19 protein-coding genes and 1 pseudogene are annotated in these 19,931 nt (G+C 71.1%); 5 read left to right on the top strand and 15 right to left on the bottom strand.

The features are described from left to right. The first annotated feature begins 156 nt into the window (after window positions 1-156). Entirely contained in the window at window positions 157-615 is a 459-nt protein-coding gene (locus tag ACFYZQ_RS29765) for a type II toxin-antitoxin system PemK/MazF family toxin (protein ID WP_389154172.1), read from the top strand. A gap of 24 nt (window positions 616-639) precedes the next feature. On the opposite strand, the gene ACFYZQ_RS29760 is transcribed toward ACFYZQ_RS29765, so the two are convergent. The 10 genes and pseudogenes from ACFYZQ_RS29760 to clpS form a co-directional block, all read right to left on the bottom strand. Beyond that, on the bottom strand, window positions 640-1,173 hold the full coding sequence (locus ACFYZQ_RS29760) for a hypothetical protein (protein ID WP_389154169.1): 534 nt from the start codon (window positions 1,171-1,173) through the stop codon (window positions 640-642). A 131-nt stretch (window positions 1,174-1,304) separates the two neighbouring features. Further along, window positions 1,305-3,188: pseudogene (locus ACFYZQ_RS29755) on the bottom strand (putative Ig domain-containing protein); the annotation flags it as partial. A gap of 389 nt (window positions 3,189-3,577) precedes the next feature. Further along, the gene (locus ACFYZQ_RS29750; protein ID WP_389154166.1) at window positions 3,578-4,528 is read right to left on the bottom strand and encodes a PLP-dependent cysteine synthase family protein; all 951 of its coding nucleotides are present in this window, start codon (window positions 4,526-4,528) and stop codon (window positions 3,578-3,580) included. A gap of 5 nt (window positions 4,529-4,533) precedes the next feature. Next, a complete protein-coding gene (locus ACFYZQ_RS29745) occupies window positions 4,534-4,812 on the bottom strand; it encodes a MoaD/ThiS family protein (protein WP_389154163.1) in 279 nt (92 codons plus the stop codon). Window positions 4,813-4,924: 112 nt separating this feature from the next. After that, window positions 4,925-5,020: a putative leader peptide gene (locus tag ACFYZQ_RS29740; RefSeq protein ID WP_020132206.1), complete on the bottom strand. Its 96-nt coding sequence runs from the start codon at window positions 5,018-5,020 to the stop codon at window positions 4,925-4,927. Between the two features lie 87 nt (window positions 5,021-5,107). Continuing rightward, window positions 5,108-6,142, bottom strand: a complete 1,035-nt coding sequence (locus ACFYZQ_RS29735) for a LacI family DNA-binding transcriptional regulator (protein WP_389154160.1) — start codon at window positions 6,140-6,142, stop codon at window positions 5,108-5,110. A 34-nt stretch (window positions 6,143-6,176) separates the two neighbouring features. Continuing rightward, the gene (locus tag ACFYZQ_RS29730) at window positions 6,177-6,599 is read right to left on the bottom strand and encodes a Mov34/MPN/PAD-1 family protein (RefSeq protein WP_389154157.1); all 423 of its coding nucleotides are present in this window, start codon (window positions 6,597-6,599) and stop codon (window positions 6,177-6,179) included. Between the two features lie 158 nt (window positions 6,600-6,757). After that, window positions 6,758-8,176 (bottom strand): amino acid permease, encoded by a 1,419-nt coding sequence (locus ACFYZQ_RS29725; RefSeq protein WP_389154154.1) that lies wholly within the window; start codon window positions 8,174-8,176, stop codon window positions 6,758-6,760. A 352-nt stretch (window positions 8,177-8,528) separates the two neighbouring features. After that, the gene (locus ACFYZQ_RS29720) at window positions 8,529-9,134 is read right to left on the bottom strand and encodes a DUF2017 domain-containing protein (RefSeq protein ID WP_389154151.1); all 606 of its coding nucleotides are present in this window, start codon (window positions 9,132-9,134) and stop codon (window positions 8,529-8,531) included. A gap of 32 nt (window positions 9,135-9,166) precedes the next feature. After that, complete coding sequence (clpS, locus tag ACFYZQ_RS29715; protein ID WP_142152253.1) at window positions 9,167-9,484, bottom strand: ATP-dependent Clp protease adapter ClpS; 318 nt, start codon at window positions 9,482-9,484, stop codon at window positions 9,167-9,169. 140 nt (window positions 9,485-9,624) lie between these two features. Between clpS and ACFYZQ_RS29710 the strand changes: the two genes are divergently transcribed. Both ACFYZQ_RS29710 and ACFYZQ_RS29705 read left to right on the top strand, forming a co-directional pair. Continuing rightward, window positions 9,625-10,971 carry a nicotinate phosphoribosyltransferase gene (locus tag ACFYZQ_RS29710; protein ID WP_389154148.1) on the top strand — a complete coding sequence of 449 codons (1,347 nt, stop codon included), beginning with the start codon at window positions 9,625-9,627 and terminating at the stop codon, window positions 10,969-10,971. 187 nt (window positions 10,972-11,158) lie between these two features. Further along, a complete protein-coding gene (locus ACFYZQ_RS29705; protein WP_389154145.1) occupies window positions 11,159-11,749 on the top strand; it encodes a nicotinamidase in 591 nt (196 codons plus the stop codon). A 74-nt stretch (window positions 11,750-11,823) separates the two neighbouring features. Here the strand turns inward: ACFYZQ_RS29705 and ACFYZQ_RS29700 are convergent, their stop codons facing one another. Further along, a complete protein-coding gene (locus ACFYZQ_RS29700; protein WP_389154143.1) occupies window positions 11,824-12,177 on the bottom strand; it encodes a hypothetical protein in 354 nt (117 codons plus the stop codon). A gap of 121 nt (window positions 12,178-12,298) precedes the next feature. Continuing rightward, a complete protein-coding gene (locus tag ACFYZQ_RS29695) occupies window positions 12,299-14,650 on the bottom strand; it encodes an immune inhibitor A domain-containing protein (RefSeq protein WP_389154140.1) in 2,352 nt (783 codons plus the stop codon). 403 nt (window positions 14,651-15,053) lie between these two features. Here ACFYZQ_RS29695 and ACFYZQ_RS29690 point away from each other — a divergent pair, with 403 nt between their 5' ends. Continuing rightward, complete coding sequence (locus ACFYZQ_RS29690; RefSeq protein WP_389154137.1) at window positions 15,054-15,350, top strand: hypothetical protein; 297 nt, start codon at window positions 15,054-15,056, stop codon at window positions 15,348-15,350. Between the two features lie 31 nt (window positions 15,351-15,381). Here the strand turns inward: ACFYZQ_RS29690 and ACFYZQ_RS29685 are convergent, their stop codons facing one another. Both ACFYZQ_RS29685 and ACFYZQ_RS29680 read right to left on the bottom strand, forming a co-directional pair. Next, on the bottom strand, window positions 15,382-16,065 hold the full coding sequence (locus ACFYZQ_RS29685) for an RDD family protein (RefSeq protein ID WP_389154134.1): 684 nt from the start codon (window positions 16,063-16,065) through the stop codon (window positions 15,382-15,384). 99 nt (window positions 16,066-16,164) lie between these two features. Beyond that, window positions 16,165-17,745, bottom strand: a complete 1,581-nt coding sequence (locus tag ACFYZQ_RS29680; RefSeq protein WP_389154607.1) for an RDD family protein — start codon at window positions 17,743-17,745, stop codon at window positions 16,165-16,167. Window positions 17,746-18,002: 257 nt separating this feature from the next. Here ACFYZQ_RS29680 and ACFYZQ_RS29675 point away from each other — a divergent pair, with 257 nt between their 5' ends. Beyond that, window positions 18,003-18,416 carry an SsgA family sporulation/cell division regulator gene (locus ACFYZQ_RS29675; protein ID WP_389154131.1) on the top strand — a complete coding sequence of 138 codons (414 nt, stop codon included), beginning with the start codon at window positions 18,003-18,005 and terminating at the stop codon, window positions 18,414-18,416. Between the two features lie 18 nt (window positions 18,417-18,434). Here ACFYZQ_RS29675 and ACFYZQ_RS29670 read toward each other — a convergent pair whose 3' ends face one another. After that, entirely contained in the window at window positions 18,435-19,841 is a 1,407-nt protein-coding gene (locus ACFYZQ_RS29670) for an FAD-binding oxidoreductase (protein ID WP_389154604.1), read from the bottom strand. Window positions 19,842-19,931 lie beyond the last annotated feature (90 nt).

The following is a 19,931-nucleotide window of genomic DNA, read 5'->3' as shown; positions in this document are numbered from 1 at the left end:
CCGTCGAGCGTAAGGCGCAAAAGCGCCGGTCGCTCCTCCACCAAGGGCTGTTGTGGGCGAACTCACCTGTGGTGTCACCGGTTCGGCTGGACCCGAGGCGCAAAAGGCTTACGAGAGGGCGCGTGATGGGGATCGCGCGCCGGTAACGTCTTGCGTATGGACAGGTCCTGGTGGCTGGCGCTCGCGGCGGTGGTGCTGCTCGCGCTGGTGGCCACGCTCGTGGACGGCTGGGGGCGGGGGCATCGTCCGCCGCGGCGCCGGACCCGCCCGCCGGGCCGCCCCGGGGAGCTCCGTGGGCGGGCGCCCCGGCCGCATCCCGGGGACATCTGGTGGGCCGTGGTGCCCTACGAGGACGGGCCGGGCGGCAAGGACCGGCCCTGTCTGGTGCTGGCGGTGCGCGGCGACCGGGTGACCGTCGCGAAGATCACCAGCAGGTACCGCGAGGAGCGGGCCGAGGTGATCCCCCTGCCGCCGGGCTCGGTCGGGGACGCGCGGGGTCGGCCCAGTTTCCTGGAGACGGACGAGCTGCGGCAGGTGCCGGTGGGCGACTTCCGGCGGCGGGTGGGCGTGGTGGACCCGGCCCTGTGGGACCGGGTGCGGCACTTGGCGCGCTGAGCGCGCCGCCCGGGAGCACGGCTCTCAGCGGACCTCCACGGTCACCGTCCAGCCCTGGATGCCCTTGCAGGACATCTGGCCGGAGCGGCTCGCGCACAGCGGCCGGGACGAGGTCAGGTGGGCGGTGCCGGGGGCGACCGCCTGGAACGCGGCTACGGCGTCGCCCGGCTGGATGACGAAGCCGGGGTTGGCGGCCTTCAGCGCGTCGCCGTCGGCGGTGACCGGCTTCCAGGGGCGTTCCTTGGTGCCGTCCAGGGTGAGTCGGAGCGTCTGGCCCTTGGTGAGGCAGACGGTGCCGCCGTTGTCGCCGGCGTCGAGCTGCGTGCGGGGGGCGCAGGAGCCGCCGGAGCCGCTCGGGGCCGGTGACCGCGAGGGGGACGGCGACTGCGAGGGGGACGGCGACTGCGGCTGCGAGTGCGTGGAGGACTGTGCGGGCGAGGGGGACACCGAACCGCTGCCGGTCCCGCCTCCCCCGTCCTGCGAGCCGCAGCCGGCGAGGAGCAGCGCTGCTGCCGCGACGGCGGCGGCGGACGTGCGGTGGAGCGTCGTGCGGCGCATGTGGTGCCCGCCTTTCCGCTGGGACCGGACCTGGTGCTGTTGTGACGTGCCGGGCGCGTTTCCGGATCCATGGGAAGGGCCCCGGCCGATGGATCCGTCCCGGCCGGGGCCCTGCTTTCGGCGGTGGTGCGTCAGCTGGTCGTCACGGCGGTGTCGTCGAGGACGAAGCTGGTCTGGAGGGAGGAGTCCTCGGCGCCGCTGAACTTCAGCGTGACCGTGGATCCGGCGTAGGAGGACAGGTCGAAGGACTTCTGGGTGTAGCCGGAGGCCTTGTTGAGGTTGGAGTAGGTGGCCAGGGTGGTCGAGCCGGCGGTGACCGTCAGCTTGTCGTAGGCGGTGCTGGTGCTGGTCTCGGCCGAGTCGACGTGCAGGTAGAAGGTGAAGGTGGCCTTGCAGCCGGAGGGGATGGTGACCGACTGGGACAGGGTGTCGGTGTGGGTGGAGCCGTAGCCGTCGAGCCAGGCGTAGTAGGAGCCGCCGTGGGCGCTCTCACCGCTTTCGTTGGTGATGACGCCGCTGGAGCCGGTCCAGGTGGTGTTGCCGGACTCGAAGCCGGGGTTGCCGAGGAGCTGCGTCGAGGTGCAGGTGCCGCCGCCTCCACTGGAGCTCACGGTCCAGGTGAAGGAGGCCGTGCCCAAGGCGCCGGTGGAGTCCTTCGCGGTGACGGTGACGCTGTAGGTGCCGGCGGTGGACGCCGTGCCGGAGATCAGGCCGGTTGAGCTGTTGATCGACAGGCCGGTGGGCAGGCCGGTGGCGCTGTAGGTGAGGGTGGCGCCGGCGCTGTCGCCGGCCTTGACCTGGAGGCTGACCGAGCTGCCGGTGGTGGTGGACTGGTTGCCGGGGTTGGTGACGGTCACCGTGTTGCCGGTGCTGGTGCCGGAGGTGAAGGCGGCGGTGCCGTTGGGGGTGCCCCAGCCGGTCGGGCCGTCGTAGCCGGTGCCGGCGGTGCAGAAGTACGAGGTGGAGCAGCTTCCGTTGTTGCCGCTGGTGACGTCGTACAGGTTGCCGGTGTGGCTGTAGGGGTACTTCGCCGGGTAGTCGCCGGAGGCCGGGGTGCCGGCGAGGGCGTACACGCCGGCGATGATGGGCGCCGAGGCGCTGGTGCCGCCGTAGACCGCCCAGCCGGAGCCGCCGTAGGTGTCGTAGACCGCGACGCCGGTGGCCGGGTCGGCGACTGCGGAGACGTCGGCCTCCATGCGCTTGGAGCAGCCGGTGTCGGTCTGCCAGCTCGGCTTGGGGTCGTAGGAGGAGCAGCCGGAGCCGGTGCCCTCGGTGCTGGAGGTCTTCCACACGGACTCGGTCCAGCCGCGGGAGTTCGAGGACGTGGACAACGCGGTGCCGCCGACGGCGGTGACGTACTGGGAGGTCGCCGGGTACTCGGCGCCGTAGGCCTCGTCGCCGGAGGAGACGGTGATGGCGACGCCGGGGTGCTTGAAGTACGAGGTGTCCTCGCTGGTCTGCGCGGAGGACTCGCTGCCGCCCCAGCTGTTGGAGACGAACTTGGCGCCGAGGGCGACGGCCTCGTTCTCGGCGGCGCCGAGGTCGGAGTCGGTCGCGGAGTTGGCCTCGACGAGGATGATGTTGCAGTTGGGGCAGACGGCGCTGACCATGTCGAGGTCGAGCGCCTCCTCGCCGGCCCAGCCGGTGTCGTTGGTCGGCAGGGAGGTGGTGGAGCCGGTCTGGCTGACCTGCTTGAAGCAGCCGCTGGCGACCGTGCACGCCGACAGGCCGTAGGTGGAGCGGTAGGTGGCCAGGTCGGAGGCGGCGTTGGGGTCGTTGTAGGCGTCGACGACGGCGACGGTCAGGCCGGAGCCGCCGGTCGAGGGCAGGTTGTAGGCGCTGTGCAGGTTGGCCGGGCTGAGGCCGGAGGGTGCGGCGGCGACGGCCGCGGCGAGCCGCTGCCTGATGTCGGTGCGGCGCTGGGCGAAGCAGGAGGCGTGGCCGGGCTTCGCGGTGGCGCACAGGTGCTTGGTGGGGACCTTCTGGCCGGCCTTGCCGGTGGGGTGGGAGGTCCGGGCGGTTTAGCTCGATCGTGTGGTGGTCGGCTCGCAGGCTTGCGGGGCCCCATGCGGGCTCAGGTACCGTCGTTCTGCGATCTGGGACGCCGAGTGCGGTGCCAGCGTGCGGGGCCCCTGCTCCACCAGCGAGATGGTTCAGGGCCTCCCCGTCGCCTCTGGCCGCGTCCACAGGCCAGGTCGTCAGGGACTCCGCCCACCCGGCTCGGACCACGGACGCGATCCGTGTCGCCACCGGGGACGCGAAAGCGGACGACCAGTGCGCCCAAACCCGTTCGGGGCGTGCCAGTGAGGGGGTCACTTCCGCTCGCTGCCCAGGAACGGTACTGCCTCCATCGGTTCAAGGCAGCGCTTAGCCCCCTCCGAGGAGGGGGTTTATGCGTGAGGGCCTACGCCCAGAGCTGGCCCTGCAGCGTCTCGATGGCCTCCTCGGTGGTGGCCGCCGTGTAGACGCCGGTGGAGAGGTACTTCCAGCCGCCGTCGGCCACGATGAAGACGATGTCGGCGGACTCCCCCGCCTGGACCGCCTTCCTGCCGACGCCGATCGCCGCGTGCAGGGCGGCGCCGGTGGAGACGCCCGCGAAGATGCCCTCCTGCTGGAGGAGTTCCCGGGTGCGGGTGACCGCGTCGGCCGAGCCGACGGAGAAGCGGGTGGTGAGGACGGAGGCGTCGTACAGCTCCGGTACGAAGCCCTCGTCGAGGTTGCGCAGGCCGTAGACCAGGTCGTCGTAGCGCGGTTCGGCGGCGACGATCTTCACGTCCGGCTTGTGCTCGCGCAGATAGCGGCCGACGCCCATCAGGGTGCCGGTGGTGCCCAGGCCGGCGACGAAGTGGGTGACCGAGGGGAGGTCGGCGAGGATCTCCGGGCCGGTCGTGGCGTAGTGGGCGCCCGCGTTGTCCGGGTTGCCGTACTGGTAGAGCATGACCCAGTCCGGGTGCTCGGCGGACAGCTCCTTCGCGACGCGCACGGCGGTGTTGGAGCCGCCGGCCGCTGGGGAGGAGATGATCTCCGCGCCCCACATGGCGAGCAGGTCGCGGCGCTCCTGCGAGGTGTTCTCCGGCATCACGCACACGATGCGGTAGCCCTTGAGCTTGGCCGCCATGGCCAGTGAGATGCCGGTGTTGCCGGAGGTCGGCTCCAGGATCGTGCAGCCGGGGGTCAGCCGGCCGTCCTTCTCCGCCTGCTCGATCATGTGCAGCGCGGGACGGTCCTTGACCGAGCCGGTCGGGTTGCGGTCCTCGAGCTTGGCCCAGATCCGGACCTCGGGGGACGGCGACAGCCGCGGCAGGCACACCAGGGGGGTGTTGCCGACCGCGGCCAGCGGGGAGTCGTACCGCATCCGGATCAGGCCATGCCGCCGGCCACGGCCGGCAGGATCGTGACGTTGTCGCCGTCGGCGACCTTGGTGTTGATCCCGTCGAGGAAGCGGACGTCCTCGTCGTTGAGGTAGACGTTCACGAAGCGGCGCAGCTCGCCGCCGTCCACGATGCGGGCCTGGATGCCCGCGTGCCGGGTCTCGAGGTCGGTGAAGAGCTCGGCGAGGGTGTCCCCGGTGCCCTCCACCGCCTTCTGGCCGCCGGTGTAGGTGCGGAGGATGGTGGGGATGCGGACCTCGATGGCCATGGTTGCGGGCTCCTGTCGGATGGTGTCGGGTCGATGGGCGCGCGGCAGCGCAGACTTTGCGGGTGGTGCGTGAGACGCCGCGGCTCACGGCCGTACGGCGGCAGGGCCTGCGTCAACAGATGGCGCTGGCGAGCCTGCACAGGTCGACGTGCAGCCGCGCCACGAGCAGTGCGCCCGGCGTCTTCTCGCTCACGTCGTTCAGAACCATGGGCTCATCGTATCGATTCCCGGTCCGCCTCCCGGTAGGTGATCCCACATGCCGGACGGAATCGTGCCGGGACGTGAGACCGCCCCCTCAGGCGGACCGTCGGCGTACCAGGCTGGTCGGTATCACCACGGAGGACGCCTCGGACGGGCCCTCGCCCATGAGCAGCCCGGCCATCAGCCGGCCCATCTCCTCGACGTCCTGGCGGACGGTGGTCAGCGGCGGGTCGGTGGCCTCGGCGATGGAGGCGAGGTCGTCGAATCCGACGACGGCGACGTCCTGAGGCACCCGGAGCCCGCGTTCGCGCAGTGTCTGCAGCGCGCCGGAGGCCATCAGGTCGGAGGCGACGAAGACGGCGTCCAGGTCGGGGCGGCGGTCGAGCAGGGCGGCCATCGCCCCCGCACCGCCCCGCAGGGTGTAGTCGGCCCTCTCGACGAGGTCGGGCAGGGAGGCGTCCAGAAGGACGTCGCGGTATCCGGCGAGCCGCTCGGCGGCGGAGTGTTCCTGGTCGTAGGGCCCGGCGACGGTCGCGATGCGCCGGCGGCCGAGCGAGACGAGGTGCCGCACGGCCTGGCGGGCTCCACCGCGGTTGTCGCCGTCGACGTAGGCGTGGCCGCGTACGGAGTCGCCGTCGCGCAGCAGCGGGCGTCCGCCGAAGACGGCGGGCAGGCCGACCTTGTCGATCATCTCGTGCAGCCGGTCGCCGGGACGCAGGGAGAACAGCAGGGCGCCGTCGACATGGCCGCCGGCGAGGTAGTCGGTCACGCGCGCGTAGTCCTCGGGCTCGTCGAGGAACAGGAGCACGGCCTGCGCGCCGTGCCGGGCGAGTTCACGGCGGATGCCGCGCAGGAGGCAGTCGAAGAACGGGTCGAGGAAGAGCCGGTTCTCGGGCTGGGGGGCGACGACGGCGACGGCGCCCGTGCGGTGGGTGACGAGCTGCCGGGCGGCCTGGTTAGGGACGTACCCCAGTTCGGCGATCACGTCCCGGACCCGGTCGGCGACCTCGGCGCTCACCCGGTGCTCGCCGTTGATCACCCGGGAGACCGTGGACTTCGAGACCCCGGACCGGCGGGCGACGTCCTCAAGGGTGGGCCGCCTGCCGTTCGACCGCTGCGTCAACACCATCTCCTGTACGGCGAGTTGAGGGGTGCGTGGGCCGTCAGTATGCCTCGACGACCTTGACCTCCTCCTCCGAGATCTCGCCGTCCACGATGCGGTACGAGCGGAACTGGAAGTCGCCGAGACCGTCGGTGTCGGCGGTGGAGACCAGGACGTAGTGGGCGCCGGGCTCGTTGGCGTAGGAGACGTCGGTGCGGGACGGGAAGGCCTCGGTCGCCGTGTGGGAGTGGTAGATGACCACCGGCTCCTCGTCGCGGTCGTCCATCTCGCGGTAGAGCTTGAGGAGGTCGCCGGAGTCGAACTCGTAGAACGTGGGCGACATGGCCGCGTTCAGCATCGGGATGAAGCGCTCGGGGCGGTCCGATCCCGCCGGGCCCGCGACGACGCCGCACGCCTCGTCGGGGTGGTCCTTGCGCGCGTGCGCGACGATCTGGTCGACGAGGGCCTGGGTGATGGTCAGCATGTCGTCAGGATAGGCAGAGGGGCCGCCCTGTACCGAGGCGCGGTACGGGGCGGCCCACATGCCGGACGTCCTGAGCGGCGGCCGGAGCGGGCGCCACGAGAACCCGCTGCGGCCGGACGTCCGCGGTGGAGGTCCGCGGTGGGGGCCGGCCGTGAAGGTCAGCCCACCTGCTCCAGTTCGGGCTCGCTGCGCTCGGCGACCTGAGGGTTACGGGACTTGAGCACGGCCCAGCCGATGCCCAGGGCGACGGCCCAGCCCGCCATCACGTACAGGCAGACGCGGGAGTCGGCGTCGTACGCGATCAGGCCGGTGACGAAGAGCAGGAACGCGATGGCGATGTACGAGCACACCGCGCCGCCCGGCGCCGGGAAGGAGGAGGCGGGCAGCCGGCCCGCGTCCACCGCGCGGCGGTAGAGGACGTGGCTGACCAGGATCATCAGCCAGGTCCAGATGCCGGCCGCGGTCGCCACCGAGGTGACGTAGCCGAAGGCCTTCTCCGGGACGATGTAGTTGAGGATCACGCCGATGCCCATGAAGGCGACGGAGACGGTGATGCCGAGCGCGGGGGTCTTGGAGGCGGAGAGCCTGCTGAAGACCCGGGGGGCCTCGCCGTTGTCCGCGAGGGTGCGCAGCATGCGGCCCGTGGAGTACATGCCGGAGTTGCAGGAGGACAGGGCGGCGGTGAGCACCACGAAGTTGACGATGCCGGCGCCGGCCGGGATGCCGATCATCGCAAAGGCCTTCACGAAGGGGCTGACGCCCGCCGCGAAGGAGGTCCACTTCACGACGCACAGGATGACGGTGAGGGCGCCGACGTAGAACAGGGCGATGCGCCAGGGCAGGGTGTTGATGGCCTTGGGGAGGGTCTTCTCCGGGTCCTCGGACTCGCCGGCCGTGACGCCGACCAGCTCGACGGCGAGGTAGGCGAACATGACGCCCTGCAGGGTCATCAGGGAGGAGCCGACGCCCTTGGGGAAGAAGCCGTCGAACTGCCAGAGGTTGGCGACGGAGGCGGTGTCCCCGGCGGCGCTGAAGCCGAAGGTGAGCACACCGAGGCCGATGACGATCATGCCGACCAGTGCGGTGACCTTGACCATCGAGAACCAGAACTCGATCTCGCCGAAGAGCTTCACCGAGATCAGGTTGGCCACGAACAGCACGACGAGGAAGACCAGCGCGGTCACCCACTGGGGGATGGCCGGGAACCAGTAGTTGACGTAGATCGCGGCGGCCGTCAGCTCGGCCATGCCGGTGACGACCCACATCAGCCAGTAGGTCCAGCCGGTGAAGTAGCCGAAGAACGGGCCGAGGAACTCGCGGGAGTACTCCGCGAAGGAACCCGAGACCGGACGGTAGAGCAGGAGCTCGCCGAGGGCCCGCATGATGAAGAAGATGATCACGCCCGCGAGGGCGTACATGACGATGAGGCTGGGACCGGCCTTGGCGATGTTCGCCCCGGCTCCCAGGAACAGGCCGACGCCGATGGCGCCGCCGATCGCGATCATCTGGACCTGACGACTGCCGAGCCCGCGCTCGTACCCCTCCTCAGGGGCGTCGGTGACCTTCTCAGAGGTCATGTGTGGTGCGCCTTTCTCCAAGCCGACCCGGGCCTTTTCTCGGCCTCGGATCGGGTTTCGATCCCCCCGGATTGATTGGAGTTGAGCGGACTACGCGCGCCCGCTCGTGCCTGGCCGGCGGTCGCCGGCTCGGTGGCGCACCCGGCCGAACATGGGTGGTGTTCACCGGGCGGTCGTGAAGATTTATCACGGCCCCAACATTGATCACAGAGGTGGAGTGTGGCGCACCCCACGGGGAGAAGCGGACAAAAAGCACCCGAACACGCCAAAGCAGACCGCGACGGTAACGCGATCGTTATCCGGATTTGAGCGTCCGCTGAGCGAACGGCGGATCGGGTGAAAACCGGGAGAATCAGGGCATCAGCGTGGAGACGAGCGTCTCCTGCAGTCCGCCGAGCCACAGGTACGCCATCGCCATCGGCTTGCGCGGGTCCTCGTCCGGGAGCCGGTAGAGCAGGTCGGTGTCGTCCTCGTCGGCGATCTCCAGCCGGGCCCCGATCGCCAGCCGGAGGTCGTTGAGGGCGCCCAGCCACTGCCGGGACTCCTCGGGGCTCAGATTGAGCACGGCCCCGCCCTCGCCGGCGGACGCCAGCGCGTCCAGGGTGCGGATCACCGACAGCGCGTTCTCCCGTTTGCCGGCCCGCAGGTCGTTCTCGGTGAAGCGACGGAACTCGGCGGAGTACGCCCGCTGCTGCTCGGCGTCCTCGGTCGAGGCGGGGGTGTGCTCCGGGTCGCAGTAGGCGTCCGGGAGGAGGCGCCGGAGCACCGGGTCGGTGGGCGGCTCGCTCGGGCCCTCGGCGAACAGCTCGGCGAGCGGGTCGTCGGGGGCGTCCTCGGCGGGGCCGGGGCCGATTATCTCCAGGAGCTGGACGGCCAGCGAGCGGATGATGGAGATCTCGACGTGGTCGAGGGCGACGGCCGCGCCGCCGCCGGGGAGCGGTTCGAATGTTCCGGGCATGGATGAGGTCGTTTACTCCGGTCTGGTTCCGGTTACTTCCGGTCCTGCTGGAGGGTGGCCCACAGACCGTAGCCGTGCATCGCCTGCACGTCGCGTTCCATCTCCTCGCGGCTTCCGCTGGAGACGACCGCCCGGCCCTTGTGGTGGACGTCGAGCATGAGCTTGGTGGCCTTGTCCTTGGAGTACCCGAAGTACGTCTGGAAGACGTACGTCACATAGCTCATGAGGTTGACCGGGTCGTTGTGGACGATCGTGACCCAGGGGACGTCGGGCTCGGGTACGGCGAAGACCTCCTCCGCCGATTCGGTGCGTTCGATCTCTACGGGAGCGGGTGACGTCACATGGCCCATGCTGCCACGCACGCCAGAAATCGTCACACTGACGAAATAGGAGTACCATCCATGGTCATGCCGCTTACACCGGGGGACGACCCCCGGACCCCCGGCCGGGGCTGGGGGCACCCGGAGAGTCGGGAAACAGGAGGACTTTCGTGGCTGTAGCGGACCTTGGGCTGCCGGTGGATGTTCCCTCGACGGCGCTCTTCACCGACCAGTACGAGTTGACGATGCTGCAGGCGGCCCTGAAAGCGGGGACGGCGGAACGGCGCAGCGTGTTCGAGGTCTTCACCCGGCGGCTGCCGGAGGGACGCCGGTACGGCGTCCTGGCGGGCGTCGGCCGGGTGCTGGACGCGGTGGAGAACTTCCGCTTCGACGCGGGCGTCCTGGGTTTCCTGCGCGAGCACGGGATCGTGGACGAGGAAACCCTCCAATGGCTCGCCGGCTACCGCTTCTCGGGTGACGTCTGGGGCTACCCCGAGGGCGAGGTGTACTTCCCGGGCTCGCCGCTGATGCGGGTCGAGGGCTCCTTCGCCGAGTGCGTGCTGCTGGAGACGGTGATCCTGTCGATCCTCAACCACGACTCGGCGATCGCGGCCGCCGCCTCCCGTATGTCCTCGGCCGCCGGCGACCGGCCGCTGATCGAGATGGGCGCCCGCCGCACCCACGAGCTGTCCGCCGTCGCCGCGGCCCGGGCCGCCTACGTCGGCGGTTTCACCTCCACCTCGGACCTCGCCGCGGGCTTCCGGTACCACATCCCGACCGTCGGCACCTCCGCCCACGCCTTCACCCTGCTGCACGACCGCGAGCGGGACGCCTTCCAGGCCCAGGTCGACTCACTGGGCCGGGGCACCACCCTGCTGGTGGACACCTACGACGTCGCCGAGGCGGTCCGCACGGCCGTCGAGATCGCCGGGCCCGAGCTGGGCGCCGTGCGGATCGACTCCGGCGACCTGCTCCTCGTCGCCCACCGGGTGCGCCAGCAGCTCGACGAGCTGGGGGCGCGGAACACGAAGATCATCGTGACCTCCGACCTGGACGAGTACGCCATCGCCTCGCTGGCGGCGGCCCCGGTGGACGCGTACGGCGTCGGCACCCAGCTGGTGACCGGCTCCGGGCACCCGACGGCCTCCATGGTGTACAAGCTGGTCGCCCGCGCCGAGTCCCTGGACCCGAAGGCGCCGCTGGTGCCGGTGGCGAAGAGGTCCACCGGGGGCAAGACCTCCGTCGGCGGCCGCAAGTGGGCCGCGCGGCGGCTCGACGAGTACGGCGTGGCCGAGGCGGAGGTCGTCGGCACCGGCCCGGTCCCCACCGCCCTCGCCGACCGGCAGCTCCTCGTCCAGCTGGTCAAGGGCGGCGAGGTCGTCGGCCGTGAGCCGCTGGACGTCGCCCGTGACCGCCACGCCGCCGCCCGCGCGGGCCTGCCCATGTCGGCGACCCAGCTCTCCCGCGGGGAACCGGTCCTTCCGACGGAGTACGTCCAGACGGGCTCGGGTAGTTAGGCCCTGTCGTCGGGGATGCGCGCACGCCCCGCGATGCGACCCGGTGACGCTGTCGTAGCGGGGGCCGCGTCCGCGCGCGGGGCGTGCCCCCTCCCGCGCCCGGCGTGAAGTCTCTAGGCTCGGAGGTTCACGGCCGGGCCCGCGCCCCTTCACCACTTCAGACCCCACAGCCGAAGGACACCCACCCATGCGCCGCGCCTTGATCGTCGTAGACGTGCAGAACGACTTCTGCGAGGGGGGCAGCCTCGCGGTGGCCGGTGGTGCCGATGTGGCCGCCGCCATCACGGAGCTGATCGGGCAGGCCCCCGCCGGATACCGGCATGTGGTGGCCACCCGCGACCACCACATCGCACCCGGTGGCCACTTCGCCGACGACCCCGACTTCGTCCACTCCTGGCCGGCGCACTGCGTCGCCGGCACCGAGGGCGTGGGCTTCCACCCGAACTTCGCCCCAGCCGTCGCCTCGGGCGCGATCGACGCCGTCTTCGACAAGGGGGCGTACGCGGCGGCGTACAGCGGCTTCGAGGGCGCGGACGAGAATGGTGTGGGCCTCGCCGACTGGCTGCGCGCCCGGCACATCGACGAGGTGGACGTGGTCGGCATAGCCACGGACCACTGTGTGCGCGCCACCGCGCTGGACGCGGCGCGCGAGGGCTTCCGCACGCAGGTGCTGCTCGACCTGACCGCCGGGGTGGCCCCGGAGACCACCGAGCGGGCGCTGGAGGAGCTGCGCGAGGCCGGCGTGGAGCTGACCGGCAAGCCGGTCGTCTCCGCCTGACCGGCCGCCCCTCCCCCGGGCCGGCCGCCCCTCCCCGGCGCCTCAGAGCCGGTCTCCCCTTCTGTTCGGGGCTCTCAGGCCGTCGGCTGTCTCAGCAGGGCGCGGATCGGGCGCCACAGCTCCGTGGCGAGCTCGGCCGAGCTGACACCGTTGTCGGGGGCCGTCCGCCATATCAGGCCGTCCGGGTGGTGCAGTACGGCGGTGATCTCGTCCGGGGTCGGCGGGGCGGCATTGCCCCGCAGGTAGACGGCGCGCAGCCCCAGGTTGCGCAGCCTGGTCAGGGCGCGGGCGCGGTTGTGGGCGTGGACCAGCACCCGTACGGCCCCGGCGGGGGCGCTCCCGGCCGGGCCGCCGAGGTCGGGGCGGGGCAGGTTCAGCGCCACCACCACCGTGCCGTTCGGCAGCTTGCAGAAGCCTCCTGCGGCCATGCGGTCATCCCCCCGTGTCGGTCGGTGTCAATAAGAGAGCCACAGGACGCACCTAAACACGATCGGCGGCAACCCGCCAAGGGGTTGCCGCCGATACGCTTGTGACCTGCGGAAACGTGGACTACTTCACCGCGGGTCCGACTTCCAGCTCGACCGTCGAGCCGTCCTTGCCCTGCTTCAGGACCCTGACCTTGGTGTTGGTGTCAGTGATCTTGACGCCGGCCGTCGGGTTCGAGGCGTCGTAGTAGGCGCTGGTGTGGTCGTTGAAGACCGACACGCCCTTCGACGACTTGATCTTCGTCAGGACGTCCGCGTTGTGCAGCGTGAGGCCGTCGGTGCGCTCCAGGCTGAAGGGCGAGTCGTAGGCCTGGATGCGGTTGCGCATCAGCGTGCCGTCGGACCACTTCATCGCGGTCGGGTGCGAGTCGATCGGCAGGATCAGACCGGTGCCGGGGTGGTCCTTGGTGTTGTTGTCCGGCTGGGAGGTGTCCCACTTCCAGATCAGCAGGCCGTTCTGGTACGGGTAGTGCTCCACCCAGTCCGGACGGACCGGCGCGAAGCCGAAGTTGTACGGGCCGACCTTGAGGGTCTTGTCGTACGACACGTACTGGCGGTTCTCGGCGATGTAGTACTGCTTGTAGTCCTTGGTGAAGGACGCGCCGATGCGGGAGAAGCCGTTCGCGGTCCAAGCGGCGTCCGCGCTCTCGGCGTTGTCGGAGAACAGCGCCGAACCGTCAGCGGTCAGCGTGATCTCGTCCGCCGCGAAGCCCTTCAGGGCCACGCCGCCGTCCGTCTGGTAGCGGAAGCGGAGCTGGACCTTCTTGCCCGCGTAGGCGTCCAGGGAGTACGACAGCTTCTTGTAGCCGTCGACCGTGCCGGTCAGGGCCGGGGTGCCGCTGGCGTCACGCGGGATGGCCTGGCCGTCCACCGTGCCGTCCAGCGCGGTCCAGTTGGCGCCCCCGTCGGTCGACACCTCGGTGTAGAGGTAGTCGTAGCCCGCCTCGATGTCGTAGTAGCCGTCGAGGCTCAGCGCCGCCGAGGACTTGCCGGTGAGGTCCACGGACCGGGTCAGCGTGTTCTTCAGGTCGTTGCCGCTGCCGCTCCACCACTGGGTCGAGCCCTGCGCGGGGGTGACGACCTGGGTCTCGACCGCCTTGTCGGGCAGGTTGACCACCAGCGCCTGCCGGTACTTGGTGTTGTACTCGGCGACGCCCAGCTTGTGCCAGGACTTGATGCCGGCCTTGGCGCTGTCGTAGTTCAGCCAGCCGAGCTGGAGCTTGTCCCAGGCGTTCATGTCGCCGGGCAGGTCGCCGATGGACTCCTTGCCGGTACCCAGCCATGAGCCGGAGGACATCAGCGTCCAGAAGCCGGTGGAGTTGTCGCCGCCGTTGGTGTCGTACTCGTCGGGCAGGCCGAGGTCGTGGCCGTACTCGTGGGCGTAGACGCCGAGGCCGCCGTTCTCCGGCTGGATGGTGTAGTCGCCGACCCAGATGCCGCTGTCGCCGATCTGCGTGCCGCCCAGCTTGTTGTTCGCCGGGCCGGTGGCTCCGGCGTCGGTGCCGAAGGCGTACCAGCGGTGGGCCCAGATCGCGTCGGTGCCCTGGACGCCGCCGCCCGCGGACTCGTCCTCACCGGCGTGAACGATCTGGAAGTGGTCGATGTAGCCGTCGGGCTCGTTGAAGTTGCCGTCGCCGTCGTAGTCGTAGCGGTCCCACTGGTCGTACTTGGCCAGGTCCGCCTTGATGGCGGCGTCGGACTTGCCGGCCGCCTTCTGCTGGGCGACCCAGGCGGTCACGCCGTCGCTGACGACGTTCCACACGGACGGGCAGTTGGTGGAGCCGCAGGCGTTGTTGCCGTAACGGGCCTCGTTGTAGGGGACCTTGACCCAGTCGGAGACCTCGCCGTCGACCGAGTAGCGGCCCGAGGACTGCTTCTCGTAGTACTTCTTCACCGACTCCGTCTTCTTGCCGGTGCCGAAGTAGAGGTTCTGGAAGTGCTTCTGGTTGTAGTCCTTCTGCCAGGCCGTCGAGTTGTCCTTGGCGCGGTCCGGTTCGGCTATCCGGTTGTGCAGGGGGCCCGCCGTGCCGCCGAACTTCGGGTCGGTCTTGTCGCCGAACTCGACCAGGATGGTGAAGATCTTGTCGGTCTTCTCCCGGCCCAGCTCGACGTACTTGCTGTCGCCCTTCTTGCTCTTGAGCTGGACGACCTTCGAGCCGTTACGGTCCTTGGTCTTGGCCTTGCCGGACATGACCTCGTTGAGGGCTTCCTGGCGCTGGGCATCCTGGGTCTTGCTCAGCGGGCCGTCGAGGTCGTGCCCCTGCTGCTTCACCGGCGCCGGGTCGTGCCGGTTCGCGGCAGCCGACTTGGCCGTGGTGGCAGCCTCCGCGACGGCGAAGGTGGAGAACGTGGCGGAGGCCGCCGCGAGCGCGACGCCTATCGCGGCCGCTCTGAACGTCCAGGTTCTGCTGGTCACTTGAGTTCCTCCCCCGCGTCCGCGCACACGGAAGGAGGGTCCTGGTCATGGAAGGGCCCGTGCGCGCCTGATCAACGCGTGTAGTCAAGTGACGACATTTGACTAGAGGTTTAAGAGAAAAGACAGATCTTGACTTGAGCAGGTCAAGTGCACTATGCGGAGCTGAGGTTCGCTTTGCGAACACCTCGCGCCTCGCTCACCCGGCGCGTGAGTCTGTCCACTTACTGGACGCCATGACTCCGTGCGCCCCCTGTGCACCGGTACCGTGGGTTAGGTCACGCTTACCAGTCGTTCCGCTCGGGCATGCAGGCGAATAGAGTCGAACGGTGGAACGCCCCGAAGTCGGCGGAAACACAGGCCGGCGTCCCGTCTCACCCCCACATCTTCCGAGGACACGATTGCCATGCCTCGTCCGACCGCCGCACAGCTCGCCTACGGTTCCTGCACCGTGATCTTCTCGACGCTCGCCATGCTGCTGCTGTCCCAGACGAGTTCGGGCCTCGGGATCGCGGTCATCACCCTCGCCGCCCTCGCGCTGGGGGTCCTGGTCGCCATGACGGTTCCTTTGCCGAAGCCGCGCACGGTCGCCGCACCGGACGGGAGCCGGGTCCGGGAGCCGGTGGCCGACGAGCGTGTGACCGCCCGCCGGGAGCCGGTGGCCGCCGCGGTCGACCCGGTCCGCGAGCCCACGGCTCCCTGACCCCCGCGGCCCCTTCCCCCCTTTCCGCCGGTCAGCCGGTGCTGACCACCACCGTCTTCGCGGCCTTGTCGTGCAGTCCCTGCTTGTAGGGCTTGTCGAAGAAGCTCCAGCCGCCGCAAACGGCCGTCCAGACGCAGGCGCAGCAGAAGGCGAACGGCACCCACAGCACCAGTGCGCGCACCAGGGAGTTCTGCGTGGAGGGCGTGCTGCCGTCCTGGAGGTTGGCCACCCGCATGCGCAGCCACCTCTTGCCGAGGGTCTGCCCGGACCTGGCGATCAGGATCGTGTCGTAGGCGACGTAGAGCACCGCGGTGACGAGTGACTGCGCGAAGGACCTGCCGACCTCGAATTTGTTGCCGCTCATCTCGTCCTGCCACGCCCCCAGGGGCAAGGTGACCAGCCAGACCACGATGCCGACCATGATCATGTCGATGATGCGGGCCAGGGTGCGCCTGCCGCTGTCCGCGAGCGGGGGCATGCCGGCGAGCGGGTCGCTGGGGTAACCGCCGCCTCCGCGCGGCTCACCGCCGTGGGGTGGGACCTGACCGCCGTAGGGCGGGGGCTGATCGCCGTAGGGCGGGGGCTGGCCGCCGCCGGAAGGAGGCTGTTCGCCGCCGTACGGCGCGCCCGCGCCCTGGCCGGGCGGGGGCTGCTTCCTGAACGGGTCGTCCTCCGGGGGCTGCGGTCCGGAGCCGGCGGGCGGTTCGCTGCTCATGGCCCGAGTCGATCGCGAACCCCCCGGCTCCGCATCCGCGGACGGCCGTCCGGAGTACGTGATGTCATCCGGCGGACGGCCGGCCCCGGGTGGGCGGTGTCAGGCCGCCACAAAGGTGTGGGCGGCCTTGTCGTGCCAGCACTGGTGCCACGGCCGGTCGAACAGGCACCACAGCACACCCACCACGCCGACGCCGAGCAGGCCGGGGACGCTGTAGACCAGCCAGCGGCGCAGGGCCCGGCCGAACGACGGCGGCTCGTGCGCCTCGATGTCCCGCACCTCGATGCCGCACAGCCTCTTGCCCAGCGTGCGGCCCCACTTGGCGGTGGGCAGCGCCTCGTACAGGACACCGGCGACCAGCAGCACGGCCAGGACGATGCCGAGGTAGGCGCCGGTCGTGCCGTCCAGCAGCCAGACGGTGACGGTACGGCCGGACAGCTTGGCCGCGTCGATCTTCTCCTGGACGTGGTCGACGGCCTTGGCGCCCAGCGGTACGGCCGCCGTGGCGGTGACCGCACCGAGGACCAGCGTGTCGACGAGGCGGGCGAGCAACCGCTTGCCGACCCCCGCCGGCCGCGCCGCCGCCTGGCGTCGGGCGGCCGCCTGGAACGGGTCGTCCACCGGCGGCTTCCACGGCGTCACGGGCTGCTCGTCCCCGGCCCCCGCGAGCCGATGCACCTGCTGCGCCCAGGACGACTGCCCACCGCCCGACCCGCTGGCCATCGGGGCCGGCACGGGAGCCGCGGCGGGACCGGACAGCGGGGTCGCCTGCGGGGGGACGGAGGCGGTGACCGGGGAGGGGGCGGAGGCCTGGGGGGCGGACCCCATCGCGCTGCCCTGGGCCTGCGCGGGGAGCTGGGCCTGGCCGGGGCCGTGCGCCTGCGCCTGGCCGTGGACCGGGCCCTGCGTCTGGCCGGGGACCTGTGCCTGGCCGTGGACCGGGCCCTGTGCCTGGCCCGGGACCTGCGCCGGGCCCTTCGCCGCTGCCGCCCGGGCGGCGGCCGCCTTCCCCGCGCCGAACCCGGGTTTCGCGGCGCCCCCGGAGGCACCCGCGCCGGCGGCCCCGACGGGCCCCTGCACCCCGAAACCGACGGAGTCGTCGCCCGCCCCGTCCTTCTGCCCGGAGCCCGGCGTACGCGGCGGAACCTGCCGGAACGTCATCGTGCCGTCGTCCGCCTGGCCCGCGGAGCCGCCGACCGGGCGCCGGAAGACGAACGTGCCGCCCTCGTCGGGGCCGTCGTGGGCCGGGTCCGCGGGCGGGATCGTCGCCGTGCCGTCGGTGCTGGCCGCCCGGCCGTCCGGCTGGGCCGGGGAGTCCGCGGGCGTCCGCGGATCGGCGCCCCAGGAGACGCGGCGGTCCTGGTCACCGCCGAAACCGGGCTGTCCGCCCGGGTCGGCACCCCACGCCGACGCCGGTTCCGCCGCGGGGGCGGCGGGCGGGTCCTCGTCGAAGAAGTGCGGGCCGGTCTCCTCGACCGCAGCCGGGGCCTGCGGCTGCTGCTGGGCCGGCCAGGTGCCGGGCGGTGCGGCGAGCGACTCGCCGTCCTGCGGCGCCGGCCGGCTGGTGCCCGGCACCCAGGCGGCCCCGTTCCAGTACCGGACGTAACCGGGGATGGAAGGGTCCGGGTAGTAGCCCTCGCGGGGCCTGTCGTCTCCGGGGGCCGGGGTGGGGGCGCTCATGTCCGCGTCGTCCCGTATCTGCTCGGGGGTCGTATGGGGGCTCCACATCTATCAGACCCGCGCCGCCCCGAGAGCCAGTCCCGCAGGACCCACCCCTTTCCGGGCTACCCCGTGCTAGGGACTTCCCGGGGACTTCACAACTCACCGGGCCCGGATCCGGGAAAAGTCCCCGAACCCGCGTAACGCCCCCGCCCCGGCCGCCTCTCACCGTGCACGGGCCCGCTCCCACGGCCCCGTCGAGAGAGGAACGGAACGTCATGCAGCACACCGTGGTGGAACGCGAACTCGAACTGCAGCTCATCCTTTCCGCCGACCACAGCTTCCCGGTCCCGGCCCGGCTCGGCTACCGCTCCGACGACCCCTACGCCGTCCACATCGCCTTCCACGTCACCTCCGAACAGCCCGTGAACTGGACCTTCTCCCGGGACCTGCTGGTGGAGGGGGTGTTCCGGCCGTGCGGGCAGGGCGACGTCAAGGTGTGGCCCACGAAGGTGGACGGGCGCGGCGTCGTCCTGATGGCACTGAGTTCACCCGACGGTGAAGCCCTGCTCCAGGCGCCGGCCGCCCAGCTCGCCGCCTGGTTGGAGCGCACACTGCGCGCGGTGCCCCCGGGGAGCGAGGCCGAGCTGCTCGGGATGGACGGCGCGCTCGACCAGTTGCTCGCCCGGTGACCCCCGGGGGATGGGGCGTCAGAACAGCTTGCCGGGGTTCAGGATCCCCAGCGGGTCGAACACCTGCTTGACGGCGCGCTGCATCTCCAGGCCTACCGGACCGACCTCGCGGGCGAGCCACTCCTTCTTCAGGACACCGACACCGTGCTCGCCCGTGATGGTGCCGCCGAGTTCCAGACCGAGGGCCATGATCTCGTCGAAGGACTCGCGGGCGCGGCGGGTCTCGTCGGGGTCCTGGGCGTCGAAACACACGGTCGGGTGGGTGTTGCCGTCACCCGCATGGGCGCACACCCCGATCGTCAGACGGTGCTTCTCCGCGATCCGTTCGACGCCCTCGATCATCTCGGCGAGCCGTGACCGGGGCACGCACACGTCGTCGATCATCGTCGTGCCCTTGACGGCCTCCAGGGCGACGAGGGCCGTCCGGCGGGCCTGGAGGAGGAGCTCGGACTCGGCGGTGTCCTCGGCCGGGACCACCTGGGTGGCGCCCGCGGCCTCGCACAGCGCGCCGAGGGCGGCGAGGTCCGCGGCGGGGTCGGGGGTGTCGAAGGCGGCCAGCAGCAGGGCCTCGGTGGTCTCGGGCAGGCCCATCCGGGCGAGGTCGTTGACCGCCTTGACGGTCGTACGGTCCATCAGTTCGAGGAGGGACGGCACATGGCCGCCCGCCATGATCCGGCACACGGCGTCGCAGGCGTCGGCCGCGGAGGCGAACTCGGCGGCCAGCACCAGCTGCCGCGGCGGCTTCGGCTTGAGCGCGAGCACGGCCCGCACGACGATGCCGAGGGAGCCCTCGGAGCCGACGAACAGGCGGGTCAGGTCGTAGCCCGCCACGCCCTTGGCGGTGCGGCGGCCGGTGGACATCAGGCGGCCGTCGGCGAGGACGACGTCCAGGCCGAGGACGTACTCGGCCGTGACCCCGTACTTCACACAGCACAGCCCGCCGGAGCCGGTGCCGATGTTGCCGCCGATGGTGCACATCTCCCAGCTGGAAGGGTCCGGCGGGTAGTACAGGCCGTGCTCCTCGACCGCGCGGGAGAGGACGGCGTTGACCACGCCCGGTTCGACGACCGCGACGCGGTCGACCGGGTTGATCTCCAGGATGCGGTCCATCCGGGTCAGGGACAGCACGACGCAGCCGTCGGAGGCGTTGGCCGCGCCGGACAGACCGCTGCGGGCGCCCTGCGGAACGACCGGTACGCGCAGCTCGGTGGCGGTGCGCATGACGTGCTGGACCTCCTCGACCGTGCGCGGCAGCACCACCACGGCCGGGGTGCCGGCCGGGCAGAAGCTCGCCATGTCGTTGGCGTAGGAGGCGGTGACGTCGGGGTCGGTGAGGACCGCCTCGGCCGGCAGGCCCACGAGCAGCCGGTCGGTGAGACTGCCCTGGGCTTCGTCACGCGGCGCTTCGATACGGCTCATGATCACAGCCTTGCACCCGGGGCCATCGGTGTGAACCCCGAACACGGCACCCTTGGGCCACCCGGATGTGCTCGTCATATTGACGCACAGTAAGCC

Source organism: Streptomyces sp. NPDC001843 (assembly GCF_042891955.1).
Taxonomy (GTDB): domain Bacteria; phylum Actinomycetota; class Actinomycetes; order Streptomycetales; family Streptomycetaceae; genus Streptomyces.
Note: the sequence above shows the minus strand (reverse complement) of the source record. Positions and strands in the feature narration are given on the sequence as shown.

Bases quoted from the DNA above. Each gene is read 5' to 3' on its own strand.
- ACFYZQ_RS29740 (WP_020132206.1), bottom strand. From the start codon at position 5,020: ATGGTTCTGAACGACGTGAGCGAGAAGACGCCGGGCGCACTGCTCGTG.
- ACFYZQ_RS29730 (WP_389154157.1), bottom strand. From the start codon at position 6,599: ATGCTGACCATCACCCAGGCCCTCGTCGACCAGATCGTCGCGCACGCG.
- ACFYZQ_RS29690 (WP_389154137.1), top strand. From the start codon at position 15,054: ATGCCTCGTCCGACCGCCGCACAGCTCGCCTACGGTTCCTGCACCGTG.
- ACFYZQ_RS29745 (WP_389154163.1), bottom strand. From the start codon at position 4,812: ATGGCCATCGAGGTCCGCATCCCCACCATCCTCCGCACCTACACCGGC.
- clpS (WP_142152253.1), bottom strand. From the start codon at position 9,484: ATGGGCCATGTGACGTCACCCGCTCCCGTAGAGATCGAACGCACCGAA.
- ACFYZQ_RS29675 (WP_389154131.1), top strand. From the start codon at position 18,003: ATGCAGCACACCGTGGTGGAACGCGAACTCGAACTGCAGCTCATCCTT.
- ACFYZQ_RS29680 (WP_389154607.1), bottom strand. From the start codon at position 17,745: ATGAGCGCCCCCACCCCGGCCCCCGGAGACGACAGGCCCCGCGAGGGC.
- ACFYZQ_RS29735 (WP_389154160.1), bottom strand. From the start codon at position 6,142: ATGGTGTTGACGCAGCGGTCGAACGGCAGGCGGCCCACCCTTGAGGAC.
- ACFYZQ_RS29705 (WP_389154145.1), top strand. From the start codon at position 11,159: ATGCGCCGCGCCTTGATCGTCGTAGACGTGCAGAACGACTTCTGCGAG.
- ACFYZQ_RS29725 (WP_389154154.1), bottom strand. From the start codon at position 8,176: ATGACCTCTGAGAAGGTCACCGACGCCCCTGAGGAGGGGTACGAGCGC.
- ACFYZQ_RS29685 (WP_389154134.1), bottom strand. From the start codon at position 16,065: ATGAGCAGCGAACCGCCCGCCGGCTCCGGACCGCAGCCCCCGGAGGAC.
- ACFYZQ_RS29700 (WP_389154143.1), bottom strand. From the start codon at position 12,177: ATGGCCGCAGGAGGCTTCTGCAAGCTGCCGAACGGCACGGTGGTGGTG.
- ACFYZQ_RS29720 (WP_389154151.1), bottom strand. From the start codon at position 9,134: ATGCCCGGAACATTCGAACCGCTCCCCGGCGGCGGCGCGGCCGTCGCC.
- ACFYZQ_RS29750 (WP_389154166.1), bottom strand. From the start codon at position 4,528: ATGCGGTACGACTCCCCGCTGGCCGCGGTCGGCAACACCCCCCTGGTG.
- ACFYZQ_RS29760 (WP_389154169.1), bottom strand. From the start codon at position 1,173: ATGCGCCGCACGACGCTCCACCGCACGTCCGCCGCCGCCGTCGCGGCA.
- ACFYZQ_RS29765 (WP_389154172.1), top strand. From the start codon at position 157: ATGGACAGGTCCTGGTGGCTGGCGCTCGCGGCGGTGGTGCTGCTCGCG.